Source organism: Bacillus nitroreducens (assembly GCF_964021195.1).
Genome location: NZ_CAXHYI020000003.1, coordinates 752,543 through 774,145 on the forward strand (window position 1 = coordinate 752,543; position 21,603 = coordinate 774,145).

Genomic DNA, 21,603 nt, shown 5'->3' on the forward strand with positions numbered 1-21,603 from the left:
AATTCCCCCTAAAACAATTCTTCGAATGATTTCATAGTCGTTAACATCTCTGTTAATTCCTCGAACCACTGTTTGTCATTAGTTGCTAATGCCTGGTCAATCATTCCCTCGATATCCTCTTGAGTTATTTCTAAATCGCTTAACCGTGCCTTTTCTCTAGTTACAAACAAGACATCCTGTAGTTGGCCGTCCTTTACTGGTCTGAACAGAATATTCCAAGGGGTCATGTCTTCAATGAACCCCTTTTTCTCCCCGATAATTGTGTTGACAGTAATCCAGTCACCATTCTTAAAATCTGACATCTTAAACACCTACCAATCTATGATTTAGTTCCTTACGATCACCTTTGATAACAACTGTAAAATCTCTACACATTTGGTATATACGAGTTCCTAGAGCTTCGTCGATATCAACCAGTTCATCAACTGTCAATTCGCTTGAGATTAAAATCGGTTTGTGATTTAAATAGCGATAATTAATCACCGCATACGTTTGCTCAACTTGCCATTCTGTAGCCCTTGGATTGCCTTTAACAGGCTTGAATAAGTCATCGATGTATAAAACTTCAACGTTTTTCATTCGTTCAAGTTTTTCCTCAAGTTTATTAAAGTCATCCTTCAAATCATTGAAGCCCTCAACGTATGGAAAATACAGTACTGGTACACCGAACTTGTTAATTAGATTATTGGATACTGCTGTTAGCAAATGAGTTTTCCCCACGCCTGGTTGACCTAACAAAGCAATGCTATTTGCTCTTTCATGACGAATAGACTCAAATTCCTTAAGGTAGGTCATGGCACAGTCTCTAATGTCACGAATAACTGAAGGCTTACCATCAACATTAAAATTTTTAAATCCCATGTTCCGAAACTCATCTGTGATTTCAGATGCCTTCATGAGCTTTTGGGCCTTTCTCCACTCAACACAACCACATCTAACCCAAACGTCTACACCATCATGTTTTTCAATATATCCCGTCTGATCCTTGCACTTCGGACACAGGTACTTTTTTTCTTCCAATCCATCCGACTTGCCCGCCAGTGATTGATTCTGCATTTCCTGGGTCTTTTTTTGTAACTCTGCCAGTACCTCTGCGATTGTTCTTGCCATCTTCAGGAATCCTCCTTTTTGCAATGTTTTTCTTCGCTTCATCCCTAGCTTTAATAGCTTCGTAGTGATCGAGTATATATTTCTCGCAATAACTAAAAGCTTTAATGCTGCCATTTGGATTCCGCTTACTGTATTCATCAAAGCACTGTTCAAGCAATTTGATTATTTGTACGGGCGGCACCGCACGGGCGATAATCTGGGCGATTGCTTCATAGTCCTTTGTAGTTGGGTAAACTACTTTACCTTCTTGAGCTGTTCGTAAATCGATATATCGTTCAGCTACTAAATCCACAGGGTCATTTTCTTTAGTAGTAATAGTAGTAGTATTAAGATCTTTTATAATATCTTTATTAGATTGGACACTTCTGTCCACTCTGGACTGGACATTTTTGTCCACTCTCTCTGAGTGATTGGACATTTTTGTCCGTTCTCTTATTTGAGATTGGACATTTTTGTCCACTCTCTCTATATAGCCTCTTTTTGAATTTTTAACGGTAAAAATCAATCCATAGGGCGCTCTTGTAATTTTTATATAACCATTCTTTTCTAACGTATCTATCCAGCGCCTGACCGTTTTCTCATTAACATCGAATATCTCTGCTAATTCATGAAGCTTGTGAGGTTTATTTCCTTTAACAATGCCCCACACTACTCCATCCTTTTCTTTTTCGGTTGTTGTAGAGCTTATACACCATAAGAACAACCAAATTGCATTCCCGATCTTTGAATAATGTTCTGGGGTCAATAAGCCTGAATATGTGTTAAATGGATAGCTTTCGGGCACCGTATCACCTACTTCCTCTCACAAACTGCCAATCTATCTTTAACTGATTTCACGGTATAATGCGGATAACGTTGCATATACTCTAGTACAAGCCGTTTCAATTGTTCTTTATTGTTTGCCTCCTCCCAAATCCATTTGGGTAGGAGGACTTTGTGAGATGCTTCTCTTCCGATCATTCGAATTCAATTTCTTGTTGATTTAATGCCGATGGATTTTCATCCTCTACACCTTCATGATCAATATAATCACTTTCAGGTGCTTCTAAGAAAACATCATCATCTGGAGTAATATCTTTTATACTTCTCGCTGTACCTTCGTCATATGCTACTTGTTGTTGTATCTCAACACTTATCGGAAGGTACTTCCACATGTGTCGAATGACTGTTTTATTCGCCATTTCCTCATAGTAATTATTCCAAGGACTATATTGTGAACGTCCACCAGGGCTAGAAAGTCTTCGTTTTTCAATCTCAGCCTTCGGCATGAATTCCATTTGGTAACCACCGTCTTTAAAGTGAGCTACTGCATAAGAACCAATGTATTCGCCCTTGTCAGCTTGCATACAAGGTGTATGCTCTAACGTTGGATTTAACCCTAATTTATATACGAACTCATCATTCTCATAAACTGCATGTGCATAAATGGATTGAATGTGACCTGATCGCCTTGCAAGGTCAATCATCCCCTTATAACCCACGATAAATTGAACTTCTGTAATCCCCTTCTTCTTGTTTCTAAACGGCAATAAGTAACACTGACCTAACAGTCCTGGTTCAAGCCCTAATTGTGCTGCTTGCATCACGCCACCAAGCAAACTACCCAAATCTGCGTTTCTTAGTTCAGGAGTTGTCCGAATTGTAGTCATAGTCAATCGCATTAAACGATCTACGTCCATATGTTTAGGCAAGGCCTCCGACATCGCAGGAGCCATCTGTTTTAGGTAATCCTCTATTGTTTTTGGCTTATTAGAAGCAGGTGCACCGCCTTTATTTTGCTTAGACGCCATTTGGTTTTTCATTTGGTCTACTGTAGCCATATTAGATAGCCTCCTGTTCAATTTGTTTGATAGTTAGTCTTCTGTATATTGATTGTTTTGTGTATTTCTCTGCTATATCTGGAAGTTCTTTTTTTAGTGCTTTCGTATCAATCGAATTACGTTCATAAGCCTTGTGCTTCACTTCAAAACGCGGAGTAACTCCAGTCTCAGCTTTACCAATCATTAATTTAAGTTTGTTTTCATACTCTTTTTGAAGTGTTTGCTTTTCTTTTACTTCTGACTTAATTGATTCAATTGCTTCTATTAACATTTCAGCGTCATCCGTCTGCAGCATGATGGTCTCGCCGTTATCTTTTGGATACATTTTGTTTAGCATTTCTGTAGCCGAGGGCGATCCGTCAATCTCTGGTGGAATTTCTTTAAGAACATGCTCTTCCCAGAATTGTTTTTCTTGAGCAATCATTAATTCAATGAATTCGTCATCGCGTTGTACTTCTTTCCAGACAAATTTTTGTCCACCGATTAGCACAGCTATATACGCCTTTTCGTAGTTAAGCACCGCCATGTAATGTTGTAGCTGGCATATATAAGCAGGTGGTATATGTTCTCCTTCCCAAGCATCTGCATTAAAGGCATTTGTAGTCTTACACTCAAGTAATGCTTTTTCTCCAACGACATCCCTGTCGATGTTTGCGAGCATGAAGCTATGTTCTGGATGCCTGAATGTTTGGTTTCGACGGCGTACTTTTTTACCAGTTCGACGTGTAAACTCTTCTGCGACAATATCCTCTAAGACGTTACCGAAATGGATTGCTTCATTGTCAATTTCGTCAACAGTGTCGCTTGTTTTATCAATATATAGTTGAAATGCGGATTTCCATGGATTGAATCCAAGGATTGCACTTGCATCCGAACCGCCGATTCCTTGCTTTCTCCGCCATAACCATTCATACCTTTCCATTTCCTCTGTAGGTATCGAGCTCATATTTTTCGCCACTTATTTAACCTCCGTTTGATTAAATTGAAAGTTTGCTTTAAAATAAAAATTAATTAATTTAAATAAGCACATTTTTAAAGGGACTCACTCGCCATGTGAGTCTTTTTTATTGAGCAAGTGTAAAATCAAAGCCAAACATTTTCTCCAGATACTTCTCTAAGTTGCACTTTAAAATCACTTCATCGTTCTCTGGATCAAAGACAACTTCATCACCTTGAAGAATTTCATCTCCGAAATAGTCAATTCCGTTGTGTTCAGGTTGCTTTACCTTGTTCGGATAACCAGTTTGTTCAACTTTTGTGATTAATGGATGTTCGATTTGCATAACTTGTCCTCCTCTCACATATAATTAAAGTAATTGTGATAGGTGTGATTCACACCGTGATGATCAGGAACGGGGGGATAAGGTGGAGATTAAAGCTTTATTAATTCCCGATCATCACGGCAAGAACCAAGCCTTGCCGAACATGCATTTGCGTGTTACAATAAAATTAATTCAGACTCCTTAGTAATTCTCGGGCAGTAAGTTAAGTAGCCGCTTAGCTTACTGCTTTTTCATTTCATTCAAAAGTTTTGCGTCATTCACTTTTTCTCCCTCTATTTTCGAACCCAATATATAACCCACTCCCACTGCTGCAAAAGTAGTTAGAAACCAAAGAAATATAATGTTCATTAGAACCCTCCTATGTATCCTGTTAGTAACGTTGATAAACTTTGTAAGATCGTGATTCCATCCATTCCATATAAGAATGCTACAACTACCTCTGGTGCGTTTGTGACTTGAGCAATTCGTAGGAAGGTTGGCAAATCAGGTGTTTTGTGGTCATTTTCGAATTTAGAAACGTCTGATTGATTCACAAACAACTTCTCTGCCATTTCTTCCTGACTTAATCCTGCTCTTTGTCGTAAAGCTCTAAATACTCCCCCAAACTCCACTTCGTCACCCCCTCTCATTTATTCCTAATTGGAATAGTTTTGAGAGTGCTTTTTCTCTAAAATTAAGATAGGAAATCATTAGATCGCCTTCTTATTAAAGTAATCAGTGTTGTTTTCGACCCATCGAGTGTTTTGTTCAATCCATTTGAATAGAAGTTGAGTTGGAATTTTCACACCCATGTCACGATTTACAGGAAAATCTGGCCTTGCCATTAGTTCAGCCATCTTTGTATCACCACACCTTAGAACTTTCATAGCTTCAGCTCTAGTAAGTAAGTGTGGAAGGTTGCTGGATGAATCGATTTTATCTTTAAACATTTCATAAGCTCTTCCAGCAATTTTTTCAGCGAGTATATCAATCATTTCATCATCAAAATTGAGCGTTAACATTTCGCACCTCCTAAAGATTGTATTTATCAATAACTTTTAGTAATTCCTGAATCGCATCCTCTTTGCATTAGAGTTCATCATCTTCTAGATTGAAAGCAATCATCAGAATTTCTGATTTCATTTCAGCGTTAATAAGTAAATCTTGATGGTTGACATGATGACCTCCTTGCAGGTTTTCCCTCACTTCCTGTCGAAATATGAGATTGGAAGGAGGTGTAAATCATGGAACAACAGCAACTTGCTGATATCTTCGAAACTGTCATTAGAAAACTTAGAGAGAAGGATTTCTCTCGTGAAGAGTTTGAAGAAAGACTGAGTCAATATTCAAATGCTGATGGAAAAGTTGAACTTCATCAAATGTCAGCATTCTTAGTTAATGAATCACGGTTGTACACTGAACTTTTACTTTTTGACGTTCTTAACAAACTTCGTTCAGAAGGGTATATCATCTCGACTAATCGGTCTGAAGAGATAAACGATGACTGATTGTTTAATTGAGAGTGAAGAAGATTAACAGCTTTGGCGAGCTCTTCTTCGCTCCACCCTTCGTTTTCAGCTAAAGCGATAATTTTTTTTGGTATCTCAAGAGCCTTATTTAAGTGCATGATGGACCTCCTTAAGCAGTGATTATTTTACCCTTTTTGTGTAACTTCTGATCAAAAAAAAGTTCATTAACATCGACACCTAAAATTTCAGAAATCTGTATAGCTTTTTCTAAACTTGGTTTCGTTCTTCCCATTTCGATATTTGCATATCCGCTTGCATATTTATAACCAAGTTTTTTCGCCATAAATGTTTGAGATTTACCTTGTGATAATCGTATATCACGCAACTTATTTAGAGTCACTATATCACCTCTCTTTACTCGTTTTGTGTAACTCTTGCACCCATCATAACTTACACAAATAGAGTAAGTCAAGTATTATTTTATTCTTTTTGTGTAGTTTTTTAGCTAATCTGTGTAAGTGTGATAGAATCTATTTAATATATAAAGATGAAGGTGTATCTAATGAATGATAAAACGCCAAAAATTTTAGAGGAATTGAGAGAAAATAAAGGTTGGTCTAAAACAGAAGTCGCAAGAAGATTAGGTATCAAAACGGTTTCTACCTATGCAAATTGGGAATATGGACTTAGGACACCTGATAAAGATATGCTGTCAAGGATAGCTGATTTATATGGTGTTACTATCGATTACTTGATTAATGGGAAACAGACAGATAATCATATATCATCCAGTTCTTTATCAGACAAAGACGAAAAAGACATAGCAAAACGGCTAGAAGAATTCCGTAAAGATCTATCTAAACAGGACGGCTTACTCTTCTCTGGAGAACCTATGAGTGATGAAGCAAAAGAATCTTTGTTAGAAGCTATGGAATACGCTTTCCGTCAAACTCAAAGGATTAATAAAAAATACATTCCTAAGAAATATAGAGAAAACAAAGACAACTAGGGATGCGGGGCGATTACTTGAGTTGGATAAAAAATGAAGTAAGTAGAATAGTAAAAAAACATAAGACAACCGATCCATTCGAAATTGCATCAAACAAAAATATCAATGTTGTCTTATGGGATTTACATGATGAAATAAAAGGTTTTTATAAATACGATAAAAGAAATAAATATATTTTTATTAACAGCAACTTAGATGATACCTCACAAAGATTTGTTTGTTCCCACGAATTAGGACACGCTATATTACACCCAAGAGCTAACACCCCGTTCCTGAGAGAGAAAACCCTTTTTTCTATAAATAAGTTAGAAGTTGAGGCGAATACTTTCGCTGTAGAGTTGTTAATGCAAGATGATTACCTACATGAATATAAAGATACAAGTCTATCAATCATTGAAATTAGTGAAATTTATGGTGTACCTGGACAACTGGCGCACCTAAAAAGTTTTACCTTTTAACTAGGTACTATTTCACAAGACCATACAACTATAACTTTTACTGGGTGTAGAACCCATTATATACAAATTTATCAAAGAGGTGGTTATATGGGATTCTTTGATCTAAAAGCTACATGTGCAGTATGCGAAAAAGAAATAGGATTAAATCGAACTAGAATCGCTGATAAAAAGTGGATTTGTCCTAAATGCTTCAAAGAAGCTGGCTTTACATTAACAACGGATACTAGAACACTAACTGTTGACAATGTTCATGCTGCTATTCAAGCAACAATAGAAAACCAAAAGGAATTAGGTGTTTTTACTCCTACAAAAAAAATTGGATCACTTGTTGAATTTGATGATAACCAGAAAAAATGGCTCGTTTTGTCACCAGTACTTGGTAAGAGGGATAAGTCCATCGTCTATAACTATAGTGATATTATCGACTTTGAACTTTTAGAAGATGATGAATCAATCGCAAGTGGTGGACTGGGTAGAGCGTTAGTTGGTGGCGCGCTATTCGGTGGTGCAGGGGCTATAGTAGGTGGAGTCACGGGTAAGAAGAAAACTAAGGGAATTTGTACTAGTTTAAAAATTAAGGTAACTGTAAGAGACATGAATAATCCTGTTGTGTACATACCGTTTTTAAATTCTAAAACTAAAAAGGATGGATGGATTTATAAATCTGTTTTTAAGCTTGCGCATGAATGTTTATCTACTTTTCAATTGATTTGTGACGATCAAAAGAACAATGTAGAAAATAACAATACTTCCACTTCAAGTGCTGATGAAATAAGAAGGTTTAAAGAATTGCTGGACGAAGGAATTATTACACAAGAGGAATTTGAACATAAGAAAAAAGAAATTTTAGGTCTTTAATATCGCCCATATTGGGCTTTTCTTTTAAACATAAAACGAACATACATTCTCTAAAATGAGGTGATTAAAGTGTATTGCAAGGAATTAGTTAAGGGGAAAAAATGGGTATGTGTAGCTGATGGTCCTCGTGATCCAGTCACTGGCAAACGAAATCAAATATCACGTAGAGGTAAGACCAAAAAGGAGGCTGAACAAAGAGTTAGAGAAGCGTTACGAAAACTAGAGGAACATGACATAGACGAGAAAAGGGTCAAAAACTTGCCGTTTAATAAATTTGCTTTAGAATGGCTTGAAGTATATAAATTAACTGGTGTGAAGCGAAGCACGGTTCGTATAAGGGAAAAGGAAATTAAAATACTTAATCGTTATATTGCTAAGGTAAATATTGATAAGATTTCGAGCAAAAGGTACCAGAATATCCTCATCGATTTATCCAAACAAGATTACGCAAGGACCACAATAGAAGGTGTACATACTACAGCTGGTATGATTTTTAGATATGCTGTAAAAGAACATCTTATTAAATCCAGTCCTACAGAACATGCTGTAATACCTAAAAAGAGAAAAACAGTTGAAGAAATTGAAAACACAAACATTGAAGAGGAATATTTAGAAGAAAATGAAATATCGAAGTTCCTTGATGCAGTTGAAAAACATGGACTATACCTTGACAGGGAAAGGTTTTACTTATTAGCTTTTTCAGGTATGCGTTCTGGTGAGTTGTGTGCTCTTAAATGGACCGATATCACCTTTAAGACTAATACAATAAGAGTAACCAAAACACTCTCAAATGAAACAAATAACATGCGTGAATACGAACTTACACCTCCTAAAACTGATGGGTCTATACGTACGTTTGATGTACCTGATTATGTAATGGATCTACTTAAACAACACAAAATGAAGCAAATGAAACTTCTTAATGATGGAAGAAAGAAATATGAGGATTTCCATGATGGGAATTTTGTATTTTGTCGGGATAATGGCTACCCTTTTGCACCCAAGAATATCCTGGTGCGAATGGAAAGGTTGTTAGGTTTTACAGATATTAAGAAACATGCTACCCCTCATATATTCCGTCACACTCACATCAGTATGTTAGCAGCTGCCAAAGTTGACCTTGCTACTATAATGGAACGTGTAGGCCATGAAGATGTAAAAACGACAATGAGAATCTATACTCACGTTACGAAAAAAATGAAAGAGGATGCTTCTGAGAAGATCAATCAGACCCTCGGAAACATCCTCAATTTAGGAATTTAACAATAAATGTGAGTGAAATGTGATTTTTTCAAGGGTTAGGTTGAAATCACAAGCCTTGAACCCTTGATAAATCAACATTTACAGCAGATTTATTACATCATGCCGCCCATTCCACCCATACCGCCCATGTCAGGCATTGCAGGAGCGTCTTTTTCTGGTAGATCAGCAATTACTGCTTCAGTTGTTAAGAACATAGCTGATACAGATGCTGCGTTTTGAAGTGCAGAACGAGTAACTTTAGTTGGGTCAACGATACCAGCGTCGATCATGTTTACCCACTCGCCAGTTGCTGCGTTGAATCCAATGCCAAGTTCTTCTTTCTTCAAGCGCTCAACAACTACAGATCCTTCAAGACCAGCGTTGTGAGAGATTTGACGTACTGGCTCTTCTAATGCACGAAGAACGATGTTCACACCAGTTGCTTCATCACCAGTTAACTCAAGAGCAGCTACTTTGTTATATACGTTCACAAGTGCTGTACCACCACCTGAAACGATACCTTCTTCAACTGCTGCACGAGTTGCGTTAAGAGCATCTTCAATACGTAGTTTACGTTCTTTTAATTCAGTTTCAGTAGCAGCACCAACTTTGATTACTGCAACTCCACCTGCTAATTTAGCTAGGCGCTCTTGTAATTTTTCTTTGTCAAATTCAGAAGTAGTTTCTTCGATTTGAGCACGTATATTGTTTACGCGAGATGCGATTTGATCAGATGAACCAGCACCTTCAACGATTGTTGTGTTTTCTTTTGTTACAACAATCTTAGAAGCGCGACCTAATTGAGTAATCTCAGTAGATTTTAGGTCTAGACCTAAATCTTCAGTGATTACTTGACCACCAGTTAAGATTGCAATATCTTCTAGCATTGCTTTACGACGGTCACCAAATCCAGGAGCTTTAACAGCTACTGCATTGAATGTACCACGTAGTTTGTTCACTACTAGAGTTGCAAGAGCTTCACCTTCAACATCTTCAGCGATTAGTAATAATGGCTTACCTTGTTGAACAACTTGCTCTAATACTGGTAGGATTTCTTGAATGCTAGAAATCTTTTTGTCTGTGATTAAAACATATGGATTTTCTAGTACTGCTTCCATTTTGTCAGAATCAGTTACCATGTACGGAGATGCATATCCACGGTCAAATTGCATACCTTCTACTACTTCTAGTTCAGTAGAGAAACCTTTAGATTCTTCAATTGTGATAACACCGTCGTTACCAACACGCTCCATAGCTTCAGCGATTAATTGGCCAACTTCTTTGTCATCTGAAGAAATAGCAGCAACTTGTGCAATAGAATCTTTGCCTTCGATTTGTTGAGAGATTGCTTTTAACTCTTCAACCGCTACAGCAACTGCTTTTTCAATTCCACGACGAACAACCATTGGGTTCGCACCAGCAGTAACGTTCTTTAAGCCTTCACGAATCATCGCTTGAGCTAGAACAGTTGCAGTAGTAGTACCATCACCAGCAACATCGTTTGTTTTGCTAGCAACTTCAGCTACTAGTTTTGCACCCATGTTTTCGAATGCATCTTCTAATTCGATTTCTTTTGCAATTGTTACACCATCATTTGTGATAAGTGGTGAACCAAATTTTTTCTCAAGAACCACGTTACGTCCTTTTGGTCCTAAAGTAACTTTAACAGCGTTTGCTAATGCATCAACACCACGAAGCATTGCGCGACGAGCGTCTTCACTAAATTTAATATCTTTTGCCATTTCTTAAGCCCTCCTCAAAAGATTAGAATTCTATGATATATGACATGCTTTCTATTAACCGATAACAGCTAAAATGTCGCTTTCACGTAAAATTAAGTATTCAGTACCTTCGTATTTCACTTCAGTACCAGCATATTTTGAGAAGATAATTCGATCACCAACAGCAACCTCTAGAGCTACTTTTTCGCCACTGTCTAGTACACGACCAGTACCTACAGCAACAACTTTACCTTCTTGAGGTTTTTCCTTTGCAGAATCCGGTAATACGATTCCGCTTGCAGTTTTTTCTTCTGATTCAACTAGTTCAATAATAACGCGATCACCTAATGGCTTTAACAAGTCAAACAACCTCCTCAGATAATTTAAATATGGATTCGTCTTATTATTAGCACTCATATCACCTGAGTGCTAACACAATTATTATATTAAATAATCTCTACTTTTTTTGCAAGTATTTGATAAAGAAATTTTTAAAAAATTTCATTCCATAAAAATGCTAAACCATCCACCTACCTATCGTATCTCACAATCAGGAAAAATAAACCTTTTATACAAAATTATTTCGTTTTTTTCTATGAAATATTGGATTTGCATTATACTAATGGATAAAGATGAATATATGTTACAATCAGATGGTGGACAAATAAATCGATATAATAGATAAATATTCCACCTAGTTAAAAGGAGATTTACATGAAAATTAGATATTGGTATGTCATTTTAACGTACATCATTATGCAGTTTTCTGGAATTCTTGGGATCCCACTTCTCTTGTTTCTTGGCGTTGGAGATGATTTGGATCCAGACAAAGCTAAAAACACAATTATTGCGACATGGACAATTATTAGTTTTGTTGCAGCGCTCCCTATTGTTTTATTTTTATTGCGACAAGATATAAGGGAAAGACATCAAAACCTTGAACGTTCTTCTAAGGGTGAAGCAATCGGGTGGGCAATTGCAGGTGTATTTATGGCCATGACTTCACAAATTTTAGCGGCTAACATCGAAATTCACCTGTTTGGAATTGAGCCAGGCTCAGAAAATACGCAAGAAATTATGGCCCTTGTGAAATCTCTTCCACTACTTGTGATTGTCGTATCCATTATTGGTCCAATACTTGAAGAGATTATTTTTAGACAAATTATTTTTGGATCATTATATAAAAAGTTCAACTTTTTCATATCGGGCTTAATTAGTTCCTTAATTTTTGCTGCTGTACATATGGATTTTACTCATATCCTTATTTATACAGCGATGGGCTTCACCTTTGCATTCCTTTATGTACAAACTAAGCGGATCATTGTACCAATTTTTGCACATGTTGCGATGAATACATTTGTCGTTGCTGTTCAGACGATTTTTGCTGATGATATAGAAAGGATTATGAAGCAAGCCGAGAAACTGCAACAAACATTTATTGGAGGCTTTTAGTATATGCGAAGAACTTCACCTTTTGCGATGGGCATCTTTTACGCGTTAATGGGAACACTTTTTACTTATTTTGCGATTGGCTTTGCAACGGAGACAATCTGGAACTTTTCCACCATTTTTCTCGTCCTGTTTGCAACCTTTGACTTCGGTATGGCCATCCGAATGTTTTCCCTACATAGTAAAATAAAAAAAGTCACAAAAAAATAACCTCACAACGGAGGTTATTTTTTATTGTCTAACTACAGCGCCTAGCCCCACTGGGTCTAGCCAATCTGTCATGAAGGTCAAAGCACAACCTTCTCGACAGATTTTCTTATGCTTGTCGGGGCTGAGCAAGGCACTTCCGCTTTTCTTTTTTATTCCATACTATTAGCAGCCATCATTTCCGCTTTCAAAGCTTTCCTATATGCACTTCTTGATACGATTATACTAATTTCATATAGTCCGAATAACGGTACAGTGACCATTAAATGCGAGATTAACTCGGGAGGTGTAATTAACCCTCCGATGACTAAAAGTATAAAATACGCATACTTCCGTATTTTAGAAAGAAACATTGGTGTTACAATTCCCAGTCTTGTTAAAAACATCACAATTACTGGCAGCTGAAACAAAAATCCGAACGGTAAGGTAAGCTGTAACAGAAATTGAAAGTATTCATTAATTCCTATCACTTGATTAATATCAAGTCGTACCGCTAATCTGGACATAAAGTTCACAACAAACGGAAACAAAATAAAATAAGAGAATGAGATTCCTACTAAAAATAAAAAAACAGAGATTGGAATATAACTTAGTGTTACCTTCCGTTCCTTCTCATACAAACCTGGACTAATAAATGCCCAAAGTTGATAAAGTAAAAAAGGCGACGAGATAACTAACGCTATAATAAACGCAAATTGCATATAAATTTTAATCGGATCTGTCATACGGAAAGCATTCATCGTTAGCTCTTTCGCTTCTTCCGCGTTTTGCAAATAAACAATTACAGGCTCGGCGAGAAAAAAGCTCCCTAATGCAACTATGAAGAAGAAAACGACTACATAAATCAGTCGTTTTCGTAGCTCACCAATATGATCGTAGACGGACATTTCTTTTTCGTTCATATGACTCATCCTATCATTACTTCACATCATGAGATTCTTTCTTCTTAACATCATCATCGTCATCATCAGCTAAACCTTTTGTCGCGTTTTTAAATTCACGCAAAGTATTCCCCGCTGCTTTTCCAAGCTCAGGTAACTTCTTAGGTCCAAAAATGAGTAATGCTGCAACCACAATTAAAAAGATACTACCGAAACCGAGACTTCCCATCGTAAGTCACCTCCCCACAAATAAAAGTTTCTATTCCTCATTTGAATAATGCTTTAAAAAGTAAACAAGTGCTTGTAGCTCAACAGCTAAATCAATATGATGAACTCGAATATGTTCAGGGACATTGATTCTTGCTGGTGTAAAATTCAAGATACCTTTTATGCCTTTAACGACAAGACGATCCGTAATCGCCTGGGCAGCGCCGACAGGTACTGTTAGGATCGCTACTGTTACATCATCAGGCAATACTTTTTCAAGATCATCTAAATGGTGTACCTTGACTCCACCAACACTATTTCCTACCTTATTATAATCCACATCAAACGCAAGCTCAATTTTTGTATTATTATTCTTCGAAAAATTATAATTCAAAAATGCTGTGCCTAAATTTCCTACACCAATTAGTGCAACTTTTGTTAATTCATCCTGATCGAGCGTTTTACTAAAAAAGGATAATAAGTAATTAACATTATAGCCATACCCTTTTTTTCCTAGCGCTCCAAAATAGGAAAAATCGCGCCTAATCGTAGCAGAATCGACCTTTACCGCTTCACTCAGTTCTGCAGATGACACCCTTTGCTTCCCCGACGCATGCAAGTTTTTCAGAAACCGATAATAAAGTGGTAGCCTTTTGGCAGTTGCTTGTGGTATTTTTGATTGTTCCAGATTCATGTGTATATTCCCCCACTACTAGCCTTTAAATTCCCTTTTGAAATCTCCATTCTTTCCACCAGTTTTTTCTGCTAGGTAGGTTGGTCCAATGACCATCCCTTTATCAACTGCTTTACACATATCATAAACTGTTAAAGCGCAGACAGAAGCAGCCGTAAGTGCTTCCATTTCTACTCCCGTGCTACCCTTTGTCTTTACTTCAACCGTAATATGAAGAATATATTCGTCTCCTACTGTCCAACTGAATGAAATATCGACGCCCTTCAATGCCAATGGATGGCACATCGGAATGAGATCTGACGTCTTTTTGGCTGCCATAATCCCTGCAACCTGTGATACTGCAAGAACATCACCCTTGCTAATCTCATTATTTACGATTTGCTCATAAATCATTTTATTTACAGTTATACTAGATTTTGCAATAGCTGTACGGACTGTATCTGACTTCTCCGTAATGTCGACCATCTTAGCTCGACCCTGCTCATTAAAATGGGTAAATGCTGACATCTATCGACCCTCCCATAAACTATACACTATTTTACCACATCTGTCTGCGAAACGTGTGTGAACATTATCATTGCAGTTGCTCTCTTACGATAATATAAGATACACTGTTGGTAGAAACAAGAGGTGAAATAGTATGATTTTACTACAAGTAAATCAGCTCAAAAAATATTTTGCTGCTGATCTTATTTTATCGAATATAAAGTTAGAAGTACAAACACGTGACCGAATTGCTATTGTTGGTCGAAACGGCGCTGGAAAATCAACACTTTTAAAAATTATAGCAGGTCAGATGTCTCATGATGGCGGCGAGATTATTAAGCCTAAAAGTGTCACAATCGATTATCTCGCTCAAGATACTGGACTTGAATCAACACTCACCATCTGGGAGGAAATGCTAACCGTATTTGCACCCTTACAAAAGCTTGAAAAAGACATTAGAACCCTTGAAGTAAAAATGGGAGATCCTTCTCTATTTGAAAATCCAATCGATTATCAAAAATTGCTAGAGGAATATGATCAGCTTCAAGTTAACTTTAAAGAAATGGGCGGCTATCAATACGAAGCTGATATTCGATCCATTTTACATGGTTTTAATTTTACAGAAGAAGACTACCAAACGAAAATTTCTAGCTTAAGTGGTGGTCAAAAGACACGTCTTGCTCTTTGTAAACTATTACTATCAAAACCAGATTTATTAATTCTTGACGAGCCCACTAACCACCTTGATATTAACACCCTAACTTGGCTAGAACAATATCTTCAAGGATATCCTGGCGCACTGTTAATCGTGTCTCATGATCGTTACTTCCTTGATAAAGTGGTCAATCAAGTCTATGAGATATCACGACATACAAGCACTCGATATGTCGGAAACTATAGTAACTACTTAAAACTCAAAGCTGAAAACTATGAGCTTGAACTGAAAAAATATGAAAAGCAACAAGATGAAGTCGAAAAACTAAAAGACTTTATTGCTAAAAACCTAGTTAGAGCCTCGACAACGAAGCGTGCTCAAAGTAGACGTAAACAACTTGAAAAAATGGAACTTATGGACAAGCCACAAGGAGATGAAAAATCAGCTTCCTTCCGATTTGAAATTGAAAGACAAAGTGGAAATGATGTACTTAGCGCGAAAGATATTTCCGTTTCCTACGAAAAAGGGAAACCTATCGTAAAAGATATCCATTTTAATATTTTTCGTGGGGACAGCATAGCTCTAGTCGGACCAAACGGTATTGGAAAATCAACATTATTAAAAGCGATTACTGATAAACTTGATCATGTCGATGGTACGATTCGTTTCGGTTCTCATGTGACAATCGGCTACTATGACCAGCAACAAGCAGACCTAACCTCAAACAAACGGGTTTTAAATGAATTATGGGATGAGTATCCACTTAAACCTGAAAAAGAAATTCGAACGGTTCTTGGAAATTTCCTATTTTCAGGGGATGATGTGTTAAAAACCGTCTCTACATTAAGTGGTGGAGAGAAAGCAAGACTTGCACTGGCAAAGTTGATGATGGAAAAGTCAAACTTTCTAATCTTGGATGAGCCTACAAACCATTTAGACCTAGATAGTAAGGAAGTTCTCGAGAATGCACTTATTGATTATCCCGGGACCATTTTGTTTGTATCCCATGATCGATATTTTATAAACCGCATTGCAACAAAGGTATTTGAGTTATCCAGAGATGGCCTGACTGAATACCTTGGTGATTATGACTATTATCTTGAAAAGAAGTTCGAATTGGAAGAACTTGCTCGACTTGAAGCGGAGGATAAAAAGACCGACAAACGAGAAGTCATTCAAGAAAAAACTTCATATGAACAGGAAAAAGAATTAAAAAGGCAAGAACGCCAACGAAAGCGTAGAATTGAAGAAATTGAACTTGAAATATCTACAATCGAGGAAAAAATAGAAGAAAATGAGCGACTTCTCTGTGACCCTGAAGTCTATCAAAACCATGAAGAAGTTCAGAAAATCAATGATGAAAATGAGAAATCCACAGCAAAATTAGAAAAGTTAATGGAGGAATGGGAATCCCTTCATGAAATTAGTGGATAACGAATAGACTAGACCTTTTCCCCTATCCACAAATATACGATATCCCCATCCAAAATGTTGAGATGGGGATATTTTTCATACCTCTTTTCCACAAAATACCCAGTTATACACCGAACTATCCACATTATCCACAATTATTAACAAAGTTATCCACAATAAATGTCCACAAACTCACATTAGGTATTTCAGTACATTTAAAAAGTTTTCCACAAATTAGACAAACCTGTGGATTATTTATCAACAAAAACATAGAACTTATGAACTATCTTTATCCATAGTCATCCATAATAAATGTCATTTTGTTTTAATGAATAATGATTTTTCTTAAGATGCCTCCCTAGAAGTTCAGATATCGTTTGGTATTAGGATTTGGAGCATAAGAATTGTTTAGGTATTTCTAAGATGAATATAAAAATGTTAAGGGAAAACAAATAAATCCCAAGTGTAGGCATTCACTTGGGACTCTCTTTAGTTTATAGAATTTACGAATCGAATAAATCATACTTCAATATCTAGGCCAGGGTTTGCATTTAATGCATAAGATGAACGCTTCCCTTTTTCGTATAAGACACTTCCAACTGCTGCAATCATCGCAGCATTATCTGTACATAGTGAAAGTGGTGGAATAATTAGCTTTACATCTGGTATTTCAGAATACGCAAGCTCTAGAGCATTTCTGAGACCTTTGTTCGCGGCAACTCCACCTGCTAATAATACTTGTTTCACCTTAAATTCTTTAGTGGCCTTCACAGTCTTAGTCACTAAAACATCTATTACACTTTCTTGAAAGCTTGCTGCGAGATCCTTCGGGTCAATTGTTTCCCCACGTTGCTCTGCATTATGAAGTGTATTGATTACAGCTGATTTCAACCCACTAAAACTAAAATCATATGAATTCTCTTCTAGCCATGCTCTTGGTAAATCAATTGTTGCATTGCCCTCATGTGCTAGTCGATCAATATGAGGGCCACCTGGATATGGGAGATTAAGAGTTCTTGCAACCTTATCATACGCCTCACCAGCTGCATCATCCCTCGTTTCTCCAATTACCTGAAAAGATCCATGCTCTTCCATATAAACTAACTCCGTATGTCCGCCTGATACCACCAATGCCAATAAAGGGAACTCTAACTCCTCTACTAGCCTGTTTGCATAAATATGACCTGCAATGTGATGAACACCCAAAAGAGGAATGTCGTGGGCAAACGCTATTGCTTTCGCAGCATTCACTCCAATTAACAACGCCCCTACCAAACCAGGCCCTTCAGTTACAGCAATTCCATCAATATCTTCAAAGGTCATATCAGCCTGTTGCAATGCTTCTTCAATGACAAGTGTGATAGCTTCAACATGGTGCCTTGATGCAATTTCTGGAACAACACCACCGAAGCGTTTATGACTCTCGATTTGCGATGCTACCACATTTGACAGAATTTCTCGTCCATTCCGTACAATTGAAACAGCCGTTTCATCACAGCTTGTTTCGATTCCCATTATGATTTGATTAACACTCATTTAAATTCACCCACATAACTAACGCATCTTCATTATTGTCCGTATAATAATTTTTACGAATTCCACCTGGTTTAAATCCTAGTTTTTTATAGAGATTTTGGGCAACATGATTAGATACTCTAACCTCAAGCGTCATAGTAGTCGCCTGATGCTGCATGGCTAAAAGCTTCGCCTGCATAAGTAGAGCCTCACCTAATTTTTTTCCTCTATACTCTGGCAGCACCGCAATATTGGTAATGTGAGCCTCATCCATAATAAGCCACATGCCACAATATCCTATTACTTCGTCATGATCCGTCATGACAATATATTTTGCAAACTGGTTGTGTACTAACTCATTATAAAAAGCTTCCCTCTTCCACGGTACAGTAAATGCTGATTTCTCAACTTTCATAACACCATCTATATCGGCTAATGTCATGAAACGAAAAATAATCTGTTGATCAATAATATCTTCCATGATTAACCCTGCCTCTTCCCTAACCAATTCGCCTCTGCCTCTGCTAAACGTATATAATTCGGTACAAATGTATGTACATCAACAGGGGCTTTATCCTTTCCTAATACAGCTAATTCACTTGGTCTCGGATTCCAATCTGTATATGGTGCAACATATGCGAATCGTTCAAATTCTGTTTCTATCTGTTCCTTATGGATCACTAAATCATTACCAATAAATAGAACTGGGGTCTCTTTTTTCTTCAGTTCTTCTAACCATTCCGATAATAAAATAATTTTATCTTCCTCAACACAAGTCAATGCCTGTCCTTCAAACTGATAAAGGCCTGTGTATACTTGTCCTCTTCTAGCATCAAATAATGGAGAGATATAGCCATTAAAATGCCTTCCGTTAGCTGCTAGAGCCTCTAAACTTGAAACACCAACCAACGGAATTTGTAAAGACCAAGCCAATGTTTTAGCAATCGTTACTCCAATTCTCACTCCAGTATAGGAGCCTGGACCCATTGCCACAACGATCTTTTCAAGCTCTTTTGGCTTTATTCCACATTCTTTCATCAACTGTTCAATTGTAGGCATCACACGGACAGAATGGTTTTTTGGCAAGTTCGTAATAACTTCACCAATTACCTTTTCCTCTTCTACTAGAGCAACTCCCAATACAAAGTTGGATGTATCTATCGCTAACACTTTCATTCGGCAAATAACTCCTCACATAATTGTTGATACCGTTCCCCTATTGGTATCACCGTAATCTTTCGTTCCATATCACCTTGGTGTTCAATTTTAATCGTAAGGCGCTCGTTGGGAAGTCTATCTTCAATAAGATGTGCCCACTCCACAACCGTCACACCCTCACCCTCAAAATATTCATCAAATCCAAGATCCTCATCACTAAACTCCAAGCGATATACATCCATATGATACAAAGGGAGCCTCCCTTTGTATTCTTTTATAATCGTAAATGTAGGGCTATTCACTGTTCTAGTTATCCCTAACCCTTTTGCAAGCCCTTTTGTAAATGTCGTTTTACCTGCCCCTAAATCCCCTTCAAGGGTAATCACATCTCCTGGTTGTAACTTTTGGGCCAATCTATCTGAAAAATTCCCTGTTTCTTCAGGTGTGGTCGTTATAAACTCAAATTTTTCCATAAACTCCACCTTATTTTGTAAAATGGTTGTATCCCTTCATCTCCAACTTATGTAATTCTCCCTTATGATTCAGTAATACAGATGGGGGGCCATCTGTAACAGTACCGATTTTCGAAAGGAGATAGCCATGTTCTTTAGCCTTTTTCTGTAGTATATCCCAATCTGAAGCAGCCATTGTTCCGACTAACTCAAAGTCTTCCCCACCATACATTGCTAACTCAAGTGCACGGTCGTGAAAATGACTTAAGACTGGTTCGCTGAAAGGGATTTGATCTTGATCTATTAATAGAGTAACACTACTAGCCTTTGCAATCTCATTTGTTTCACTTGCCAAACCATCACTAACATCATTCAACGAGACCCTATCAAAAGTAGATAAAAGCCTCCCAATTTCAACTCTTGGGACAGGATATTGATGCTTCTTGATCAATATTTCTTCCGACGCTGTAAACAAATGGTCTTTTCCATGCTCTAATAATAAACTTAAACCTGCAGCTGAATCCCCAACCGTCCCAGACACAAAGACGATATCACCAGGTTGAGCATGACTGCGTAATAAATGCTTACCTTTTTCAACCTCACCAAGAACAGTAACGGTAATGACCAAAGTCTCAGCAATTGAGACAGTATCTCCACCGATCAAATCCATTTGGTACTTATCTGCTAGCATTGCCATTCCTTCATAAATCGATAACAAATCTGACTCATTCCAACTCTTAGGAATTGCAATCGACACTAAATAATAAGTAGGAATCCCTCCCATTGCTGCAATATCACTTATATTAACAGCTAATGCCTTATAGCCAATTTGATATGGAGTCAATGTGTTGGAGGTAAAGTGAATTCCCTCCACCATCGTATCCATGCAGATTATTTGTTCCATTTCCAACGTTGGACGAAATAAAGCTGCATCATCACCAATTCCAGCAATTAATCCTGATTGAGATATACTTTTTGGTTTGATTTTATTAATAAAGTGAAACTCATCCTGCAATGCCATCATAGTCACTCCTAAAAAGTCACAAAGAAAATTGTAAGTCGTGAAAAAAAGCCTTAGGACAACGCCTAAGGACCTTACACATCATTATAATTTTACCGTATTTCAACCAATTCAGCAAAAAAAGATAACCTTCTATTTGAATTAAAATTGATGGGTCTTCGTGATGACAGCATTTTCTTGCTGCATTGCAAGATAGTTAGCCTTAAGATATTATTGAATACTCTTGGATTGGTACTAGGATGAAAGGGGGCGTCATGATACATACTAAGGACTTTTTCAACTGTGCTTCTTCTGATGTCAGGCCAAAGCTGAAGGACTTACTAATCGAGAATCTTTTGATTTAGTCCTTCATACTACTCATGAAGAACATATAGGAAATAACTTCGAATCCCGTTATGAAGGGGATTTCAATTGAGATTCTCATATCTTTTCCACAAATAAAAAACCATAGCATCATGACTATGGTTTTGAAAAAATCAAAAAAAAATACGAAACCAAAAGTTTCGTTTACTTGTA

At 37.2% G+C, this 21,603-nt stretch carries 29 protein-coding genes; 8 read left to right on the forward strand and 21 right to left on the reverse strand.

Annotation, left to right across the window (positions count from 1 at the left end; translation table 11 throughout):
- Window positions 1-8 precede the first annotated feature (8 nt).
- The 9 genes from ACWPVE_RS07415 to ACWPVE_RS07455 all read right to left on the reverse strand — a co-directional run bounded on the left by ACWPVE_RS07415 (window position 9) and on the right by ACWPVE_RS07455 (window position 5,214).
- Complete coding sequence (locus ACWPVE_RS07415) at window positions 9-302, reverse strand: IDEAL domain-containing protein (RefSeq protein WP_453992157.1); 294 nt, start codon at window positions 300-302, stop codon at window positions 9-11.
- A 1-nt stretch (window position 303) separates the two neighbouring features.
- Window positions 304-1,056 (reverse strand): ATP-binding protein, encoded by a 753-nt coding sequence (locus ACWPVE_RS07420; RefSeq protein ID WP_453997398.1) that lies wholly within the window; start codon window positions 1,054-1,056, stop codon window positions 304-306.
- The gene (locus tag ACWPVE_RS07425) at window positions 965-1,894 is read right to left on the reverse strand and encodes a hypothetical protein (protein ID WP_453992159.1); all 930 of its coding nucleotides are present in this window, start codon (window positions 1,892-1,894) and stop codon (window positions 965-967) included. Before ACWPVE_RS07425 ends, ACWPVE_RS07420 begins: the two co-directional genes overlap by 92 nt.
- 172 nt (window positions 1,895-2,066) lie before the next feature.
- On the reverse strand, window positions 2,067-2,930 hold the full coding sequence (gene recT, locus ACWPVE_RS07430) for a recombination protein RecT (RefSeq protein WP_453992161.1): 864 nt from the start codon (window positions 2,928-2,930) through the stop codon (window positions 2,067-2,069).
- Window position 2,931: 1 nt separating this feature from the next.
- Window positions 2,932-3,888 (reverse strand): YqaJ viral recombinase family nuclease, encoded by a 957-nt coding sequence (locus ACWPVE_RS07435; RefSeq protein WP_453992163.1) that lies wholly within the window; start codon window positions 3,886-3,888, stop codon window positions 2,932-2,934.
- 106 nt (window positions 3,889-3,994) lie between these two features.
- Window positions 3,995-4,213: a YqaI family protein gene (locus ACWPVE_RS07440; protein ID WP_453992165.1), complete on the reverse strand. Its 219-nt coding sequence runs from the start codon at window positions 4,211-4,213 to the stop codon at window positions 3,995-3,997.
- Window positions 4,214-4,432: 219 nt separating this feature from the next.
- Window positions 4,433-4,561 carry a hypothetical protein gene (locus ACWPVE_RS07445; protein ID WP_453992167.1) on the reverse strand — a complete coding sequence of 43 codons (129 nt, stop codon included), beginning with the start codon at window positions 4,559-4,561 and terminating at the stop codon, window positions 4,433-4,435.
- Window positions 4,561-4,824: a helix-turn-helix domain-containing protein gene (locus ACWPVE_RS07450; RefSeq protein ID WP_453992169.1), complete on the reverse strand. Its 264-nt coding sequence runs from the start codon at window positions 4,822-4,824 to the stop codon at window positions 4,561-4,563. Before ACWPVE_RS07450 ends, ACWPVE_RS07445 begins: the two co-directional genes overlap by 1 nt.
- Before the next feature lie 78 nt (window positions 4,825-4,902).
- Window positions 4,903-5,214: a hypothetical protein gene (locus ACWPVE_RS07455; protein ID WP_453992171.1), complete on the reverse strand. Its 312-nt coding sequence runs from the start codon at window positions 5,212-5,214 to the stop codon at window positions 4,903-4,905.
- A gap of 222 nt (window positions 5,215-5,436) precedes the next feature.
- Between ACWPVE_RS07455 and ACWPVE_RS07460 the strand changes: the two genes are divergently transcribed.
- Window positions 5,437-5,700 carry a hypothetical protein gene (locus ACWPVE_RS07460; RefSeq protein ID WP_453992173.1) on the forward strand — a complete coding sequence of 88 codons (264 nt, stop codon included), beginning with the start codon at window positions 5,437-5,439 and terminating at the stop codon, window positions 5,698-5,700.
- A gap of 130 nt (window positions 5,701-5,830) precedes the next feature.
- On the opposite strand, the gene ACWPVE_RS07465 is transcribed toward ACWPVE_RS07460, so the two are convergent.
- A complete protein-coding gene (locus tag ACWPVE_RS07465; RefSeq protein WP_453992175.1) occupies window positions 5,831-6,061 on the reverse strand; it encodes a helix-turn-helix transcriptional regulator in 231 nt (76 codons plus the stop codon).
- 162 nt (window positions 6,062-6,223) lie between these two features.
- On the opposite strand from ACWPVE_RS07465, the gene ACWPVE_RS07470 reads away from it, so the two are divergent.
- From ACWPVE_RS07470 to ACWPVE_RS07485, 4 genes are all read left to right on the forward strand, one after another.
- Window positions 6,224-6,670 carry a helix-turn-helix domain-containing protein gene (locus ACWPVE_RS07470; RefSeq protein ID WP_453992177.1) on the forward strand — a complete coding sequence of 149 codons (447 nt, stop codon included), beginning with the start codon at window positions 6,224-6,226 and terminating at the stop codon, window positions 6,668-6,670.
- 17 nt (window positions 6,671-6,687) lie between these two features.
- Window positions 6,688-7,128: an ImmA/IrrE family metallo-endopeptidase gene (locus tag ACWPVE_RS07475; RefSeq protein WP_453992179.1), complete on the forward strand. Its 441-nt coding sequence runs from the start codon at window positions 6,688-6,690 to the stop codon at window positions 7,126-7,128.
- Window positions 7,129-7,215: 87 nt separating this feature from the next.
- A complete protein-coding gene (locus ACWPVE_RS07480; RefSeq protein WP_453992181.1) occupies window positions 7,216-7,986 on the forward strand; it encodes an SHOCT domain-containing protein in 771 nt (256 codons plus the stop codon).
- A gap of 69 nt (window positions 7,987-8,055) precedes the next feature.
- On the forward strand, window positions 8,056-9,249 hold the full coding sequence (locus ACWPVE_RS07485; protein ID WP_453992183.1) for a tyrosine-type recombinase/integrase: 1,194 nt from the start codon (window positions 8,056-8,058) through the stop codon (window positions 9,247-9,249).
- A 92-nt stretch (window positions 9,250-9,341) separates the two neighbouring features.
- On the opposite strand, the gene groL is transcribed toward ACWPVE_RS07485, so the two are convergent.
- Both groL and groES read right to left on the reverse strand, forming a co-directional pair.
- A complete protein-coding gene (gene groL, locus ACWPVE_RS07490; protein ID WP_453992185.1) occupies window positions 9,342-10,970 on the reverse strand; it encodes a chaperonin GroEL in 1,629 nt (542 codons plus the stop codon).
- A gap of 54 nt (window positions 10,971-11,024) precedes the next feature.
- Entirely contained in the window at window positions 11,025-11,309 is a 285-nt protein-coding gene (gene groES / locus ACWPVE_RS07495) for a co-chaperone GroES (RefSeq protein ID WP_453992187.1), read from the reverse strand.
- 354 nt (window positions 11,310-11,663) lie between these two features.
- On the opposite strand from groES, the gene ACWPVE_RS07500 reads away from it, so the two are divergent.
- Both ACWPVE_RS07500 and ACWPVE_RS07505 read left to right on the forward strand, forming a co-directional pair.
- Window positions 11,664-12,401, forward strand: a complete 738-nt coding sequence (locus ACWPVE_RS07500) for a CPBP family intramembrane glutamic endopeptidase (protein ID WP_453992189.1) — start codon at window positions 11,664-11,666, stop codon at window positions 12,399-12,401.
- A 3-nt stretch (window positions 12,402-12,404) separates the two neighbouring features.
- Window positions 12,405-12,608 carry a YdiK family protein gene (locus ACWPVE_RS07505; RefSeq protein ID WP_453992191.1) on the forward strand — a complete coding sequence of 68 codons (204 nt, stop codon included), beginning with the start codon at window positions 12,405-12,407 and terminating at the stop codon, window positions 12,606-12,608.
- Window positions 12,609-12,757: 149 nt separating this feature from the next.
- Here the strand turns inward: ACWPVE_RS07505 and tatC are convergent, their stop codons facing one another.
- From tatC to moaC, 4 genes are read right to left on the reverse strand one after another with little or no spacing between them, the layout of a single operon-like run.
- The gene (gene tatC, locus ACWPVE_RS07510; RefSeq protein ID WP_453992193.1) at window positions 12,758-13,507 is read right to left on the reverse strand and encodes a twin-arginine translocase subunit TatC; all 750 of its coding nucleotides are present in this window, start codon (window positions 13,505-13,507) and stop codon (window positions 12,758-12,760) included.
- A gap of 16 nt (window positions 13,508-13,523) precedes the next feature.
- Window positions 13,524-13,715: a twin-arginine translocase TatA/TatE family subunit gene (locus tag ACWPVE_RS07515; protein WP_453992194.1), complete on the reverse strand. Its 192-nt coding sequence runs from the start codon at window positions 13,713-13,715 to the stop codon at window positions 13,524-13,526.
- A 30-nt stretch (window positions 13,716-13,745) separates the two neighbouring features.
- Complete coding sequence (locus ACWPVE_RS07520; RefSeq protein WP_453992196.1) at window positions 13,746-14,387, reverse strand: redox-sensing transcriptional repressor Rex; 642 nt, start codon at window positions 14,385-14,387, stop codon at window positions 13,746-13,748.
- Window positions 14,388-14,405: 18 nt separating this feature from the next.
- The gene (gene moaC, locus ACWPVE_RS07525; protein WP_453992198.1) at window positions 14,406-14,894 is read right to left on the reverse strand and encodes a cyclic pyranopterin monophosphate synthase MoaC; all 489 of its coding nucleotides are present in this window, start codon (window positions 14,892-14,894) and stop codon (window positions 14,406-14,408) included.
- Window positions 14,895-15,027: 133 nt separating this feature from the next.
- Here moaC and ACWPVE_RS07530 point away from each other — a divergent pair, with 133 nt between their 5' ends.
- Complete coding sequence (locus ACWPVE_RS07530) at window positions 15,028-16,962, forward strand: ABC-F family ATP-binding cassette domain-containing protein (protein ID WP_453992200.1); 1,935 nt, start codon at window positions 15,028-15,030, stop codon at window positions 16,960-16,962.
- Between the two features lie 498 nt (window positions 16,963-17,460).
- Here ACWPVE_RS07530 and tsaD read toward each other — a convergent pair whose 3' ends face one another.
- The 5 genes from tsaD to thiL are packed head-to-tail and all read right to left on the reverse strand — an operon-like array spanning window position 17,461 to window position 21,087.
- Window positions 17,461-18,477, reverse strand: coding sequence for a tRNA (adenosine(37)-N6)-threonylcarbamoyltransferase complex transferase subunit TsaD (tsaD, locus tag ACWPVE_RS07535; protein WP_453992202.1), 1,017 nt, complete (start codon window positions 18,475-18,477; stop codon window positions 17,461-17,463).
- Entirely contained in the window at window positions 18,467-18,937 is a 471-nt protein-coding gene (gene rimI, locus ACWPVE_RS07540) for a ribosomal protein S18-alanine N-acetyltransferase (protein WP_453997400.1), read from the reverse strand. The genes tsaD and rimI overlap by 11 nt, the downstream gene beginning before the upstream one ends.
- A gap of 2 nt (window positions 18,938-18,939) precedes the next feature.
- Entirely contained in the window at window positions 18,940-19,632 is a 693-nt protein-coding gene (gene tsaB / locus ACWPVE_RS07545) for a tRNA (adenosine(37)-N6)-threonylcarbamoyltransferase complex dimerization subunit type 1 TsaB (RefSeq protein WP_453992204.1), read from the reverse strand.
- On the reverse strand, window positions 19,629-20,087 hold the full coding sequence (gene tsaE / locus ACWPVE_RS07550; protein ID WP_453992206.1) for a tRNA (adenosine(37)-N6)-threonylcarbamoyltransferase complex ATPase subunit type 1 TsaE: 459 nt from the start codon (window positions 20,085-20,087) through the stop codon (window positions 19,629-19,631). The genes tsaB and tsaE overlap by 4 nt, the downstream gene beginning before the upstream one ends.
- Window positions 20,088-20,097: 10 nt before the next feature.
- Window positions 20,098-21,087: a thiamine-phosphate kinase gene (gene thiL / locus ACWPVE_RS07555; RefSeq protein WP_453992208.1), complete on the reverse strand. Its 990-nt coding sequence runs from the start codon at window positions 21,085-21,087 to the stop codon at window positions 20,098-20,100.
- Window positions 21,088-21,603 lie beyond the last annotated feature (516 nt).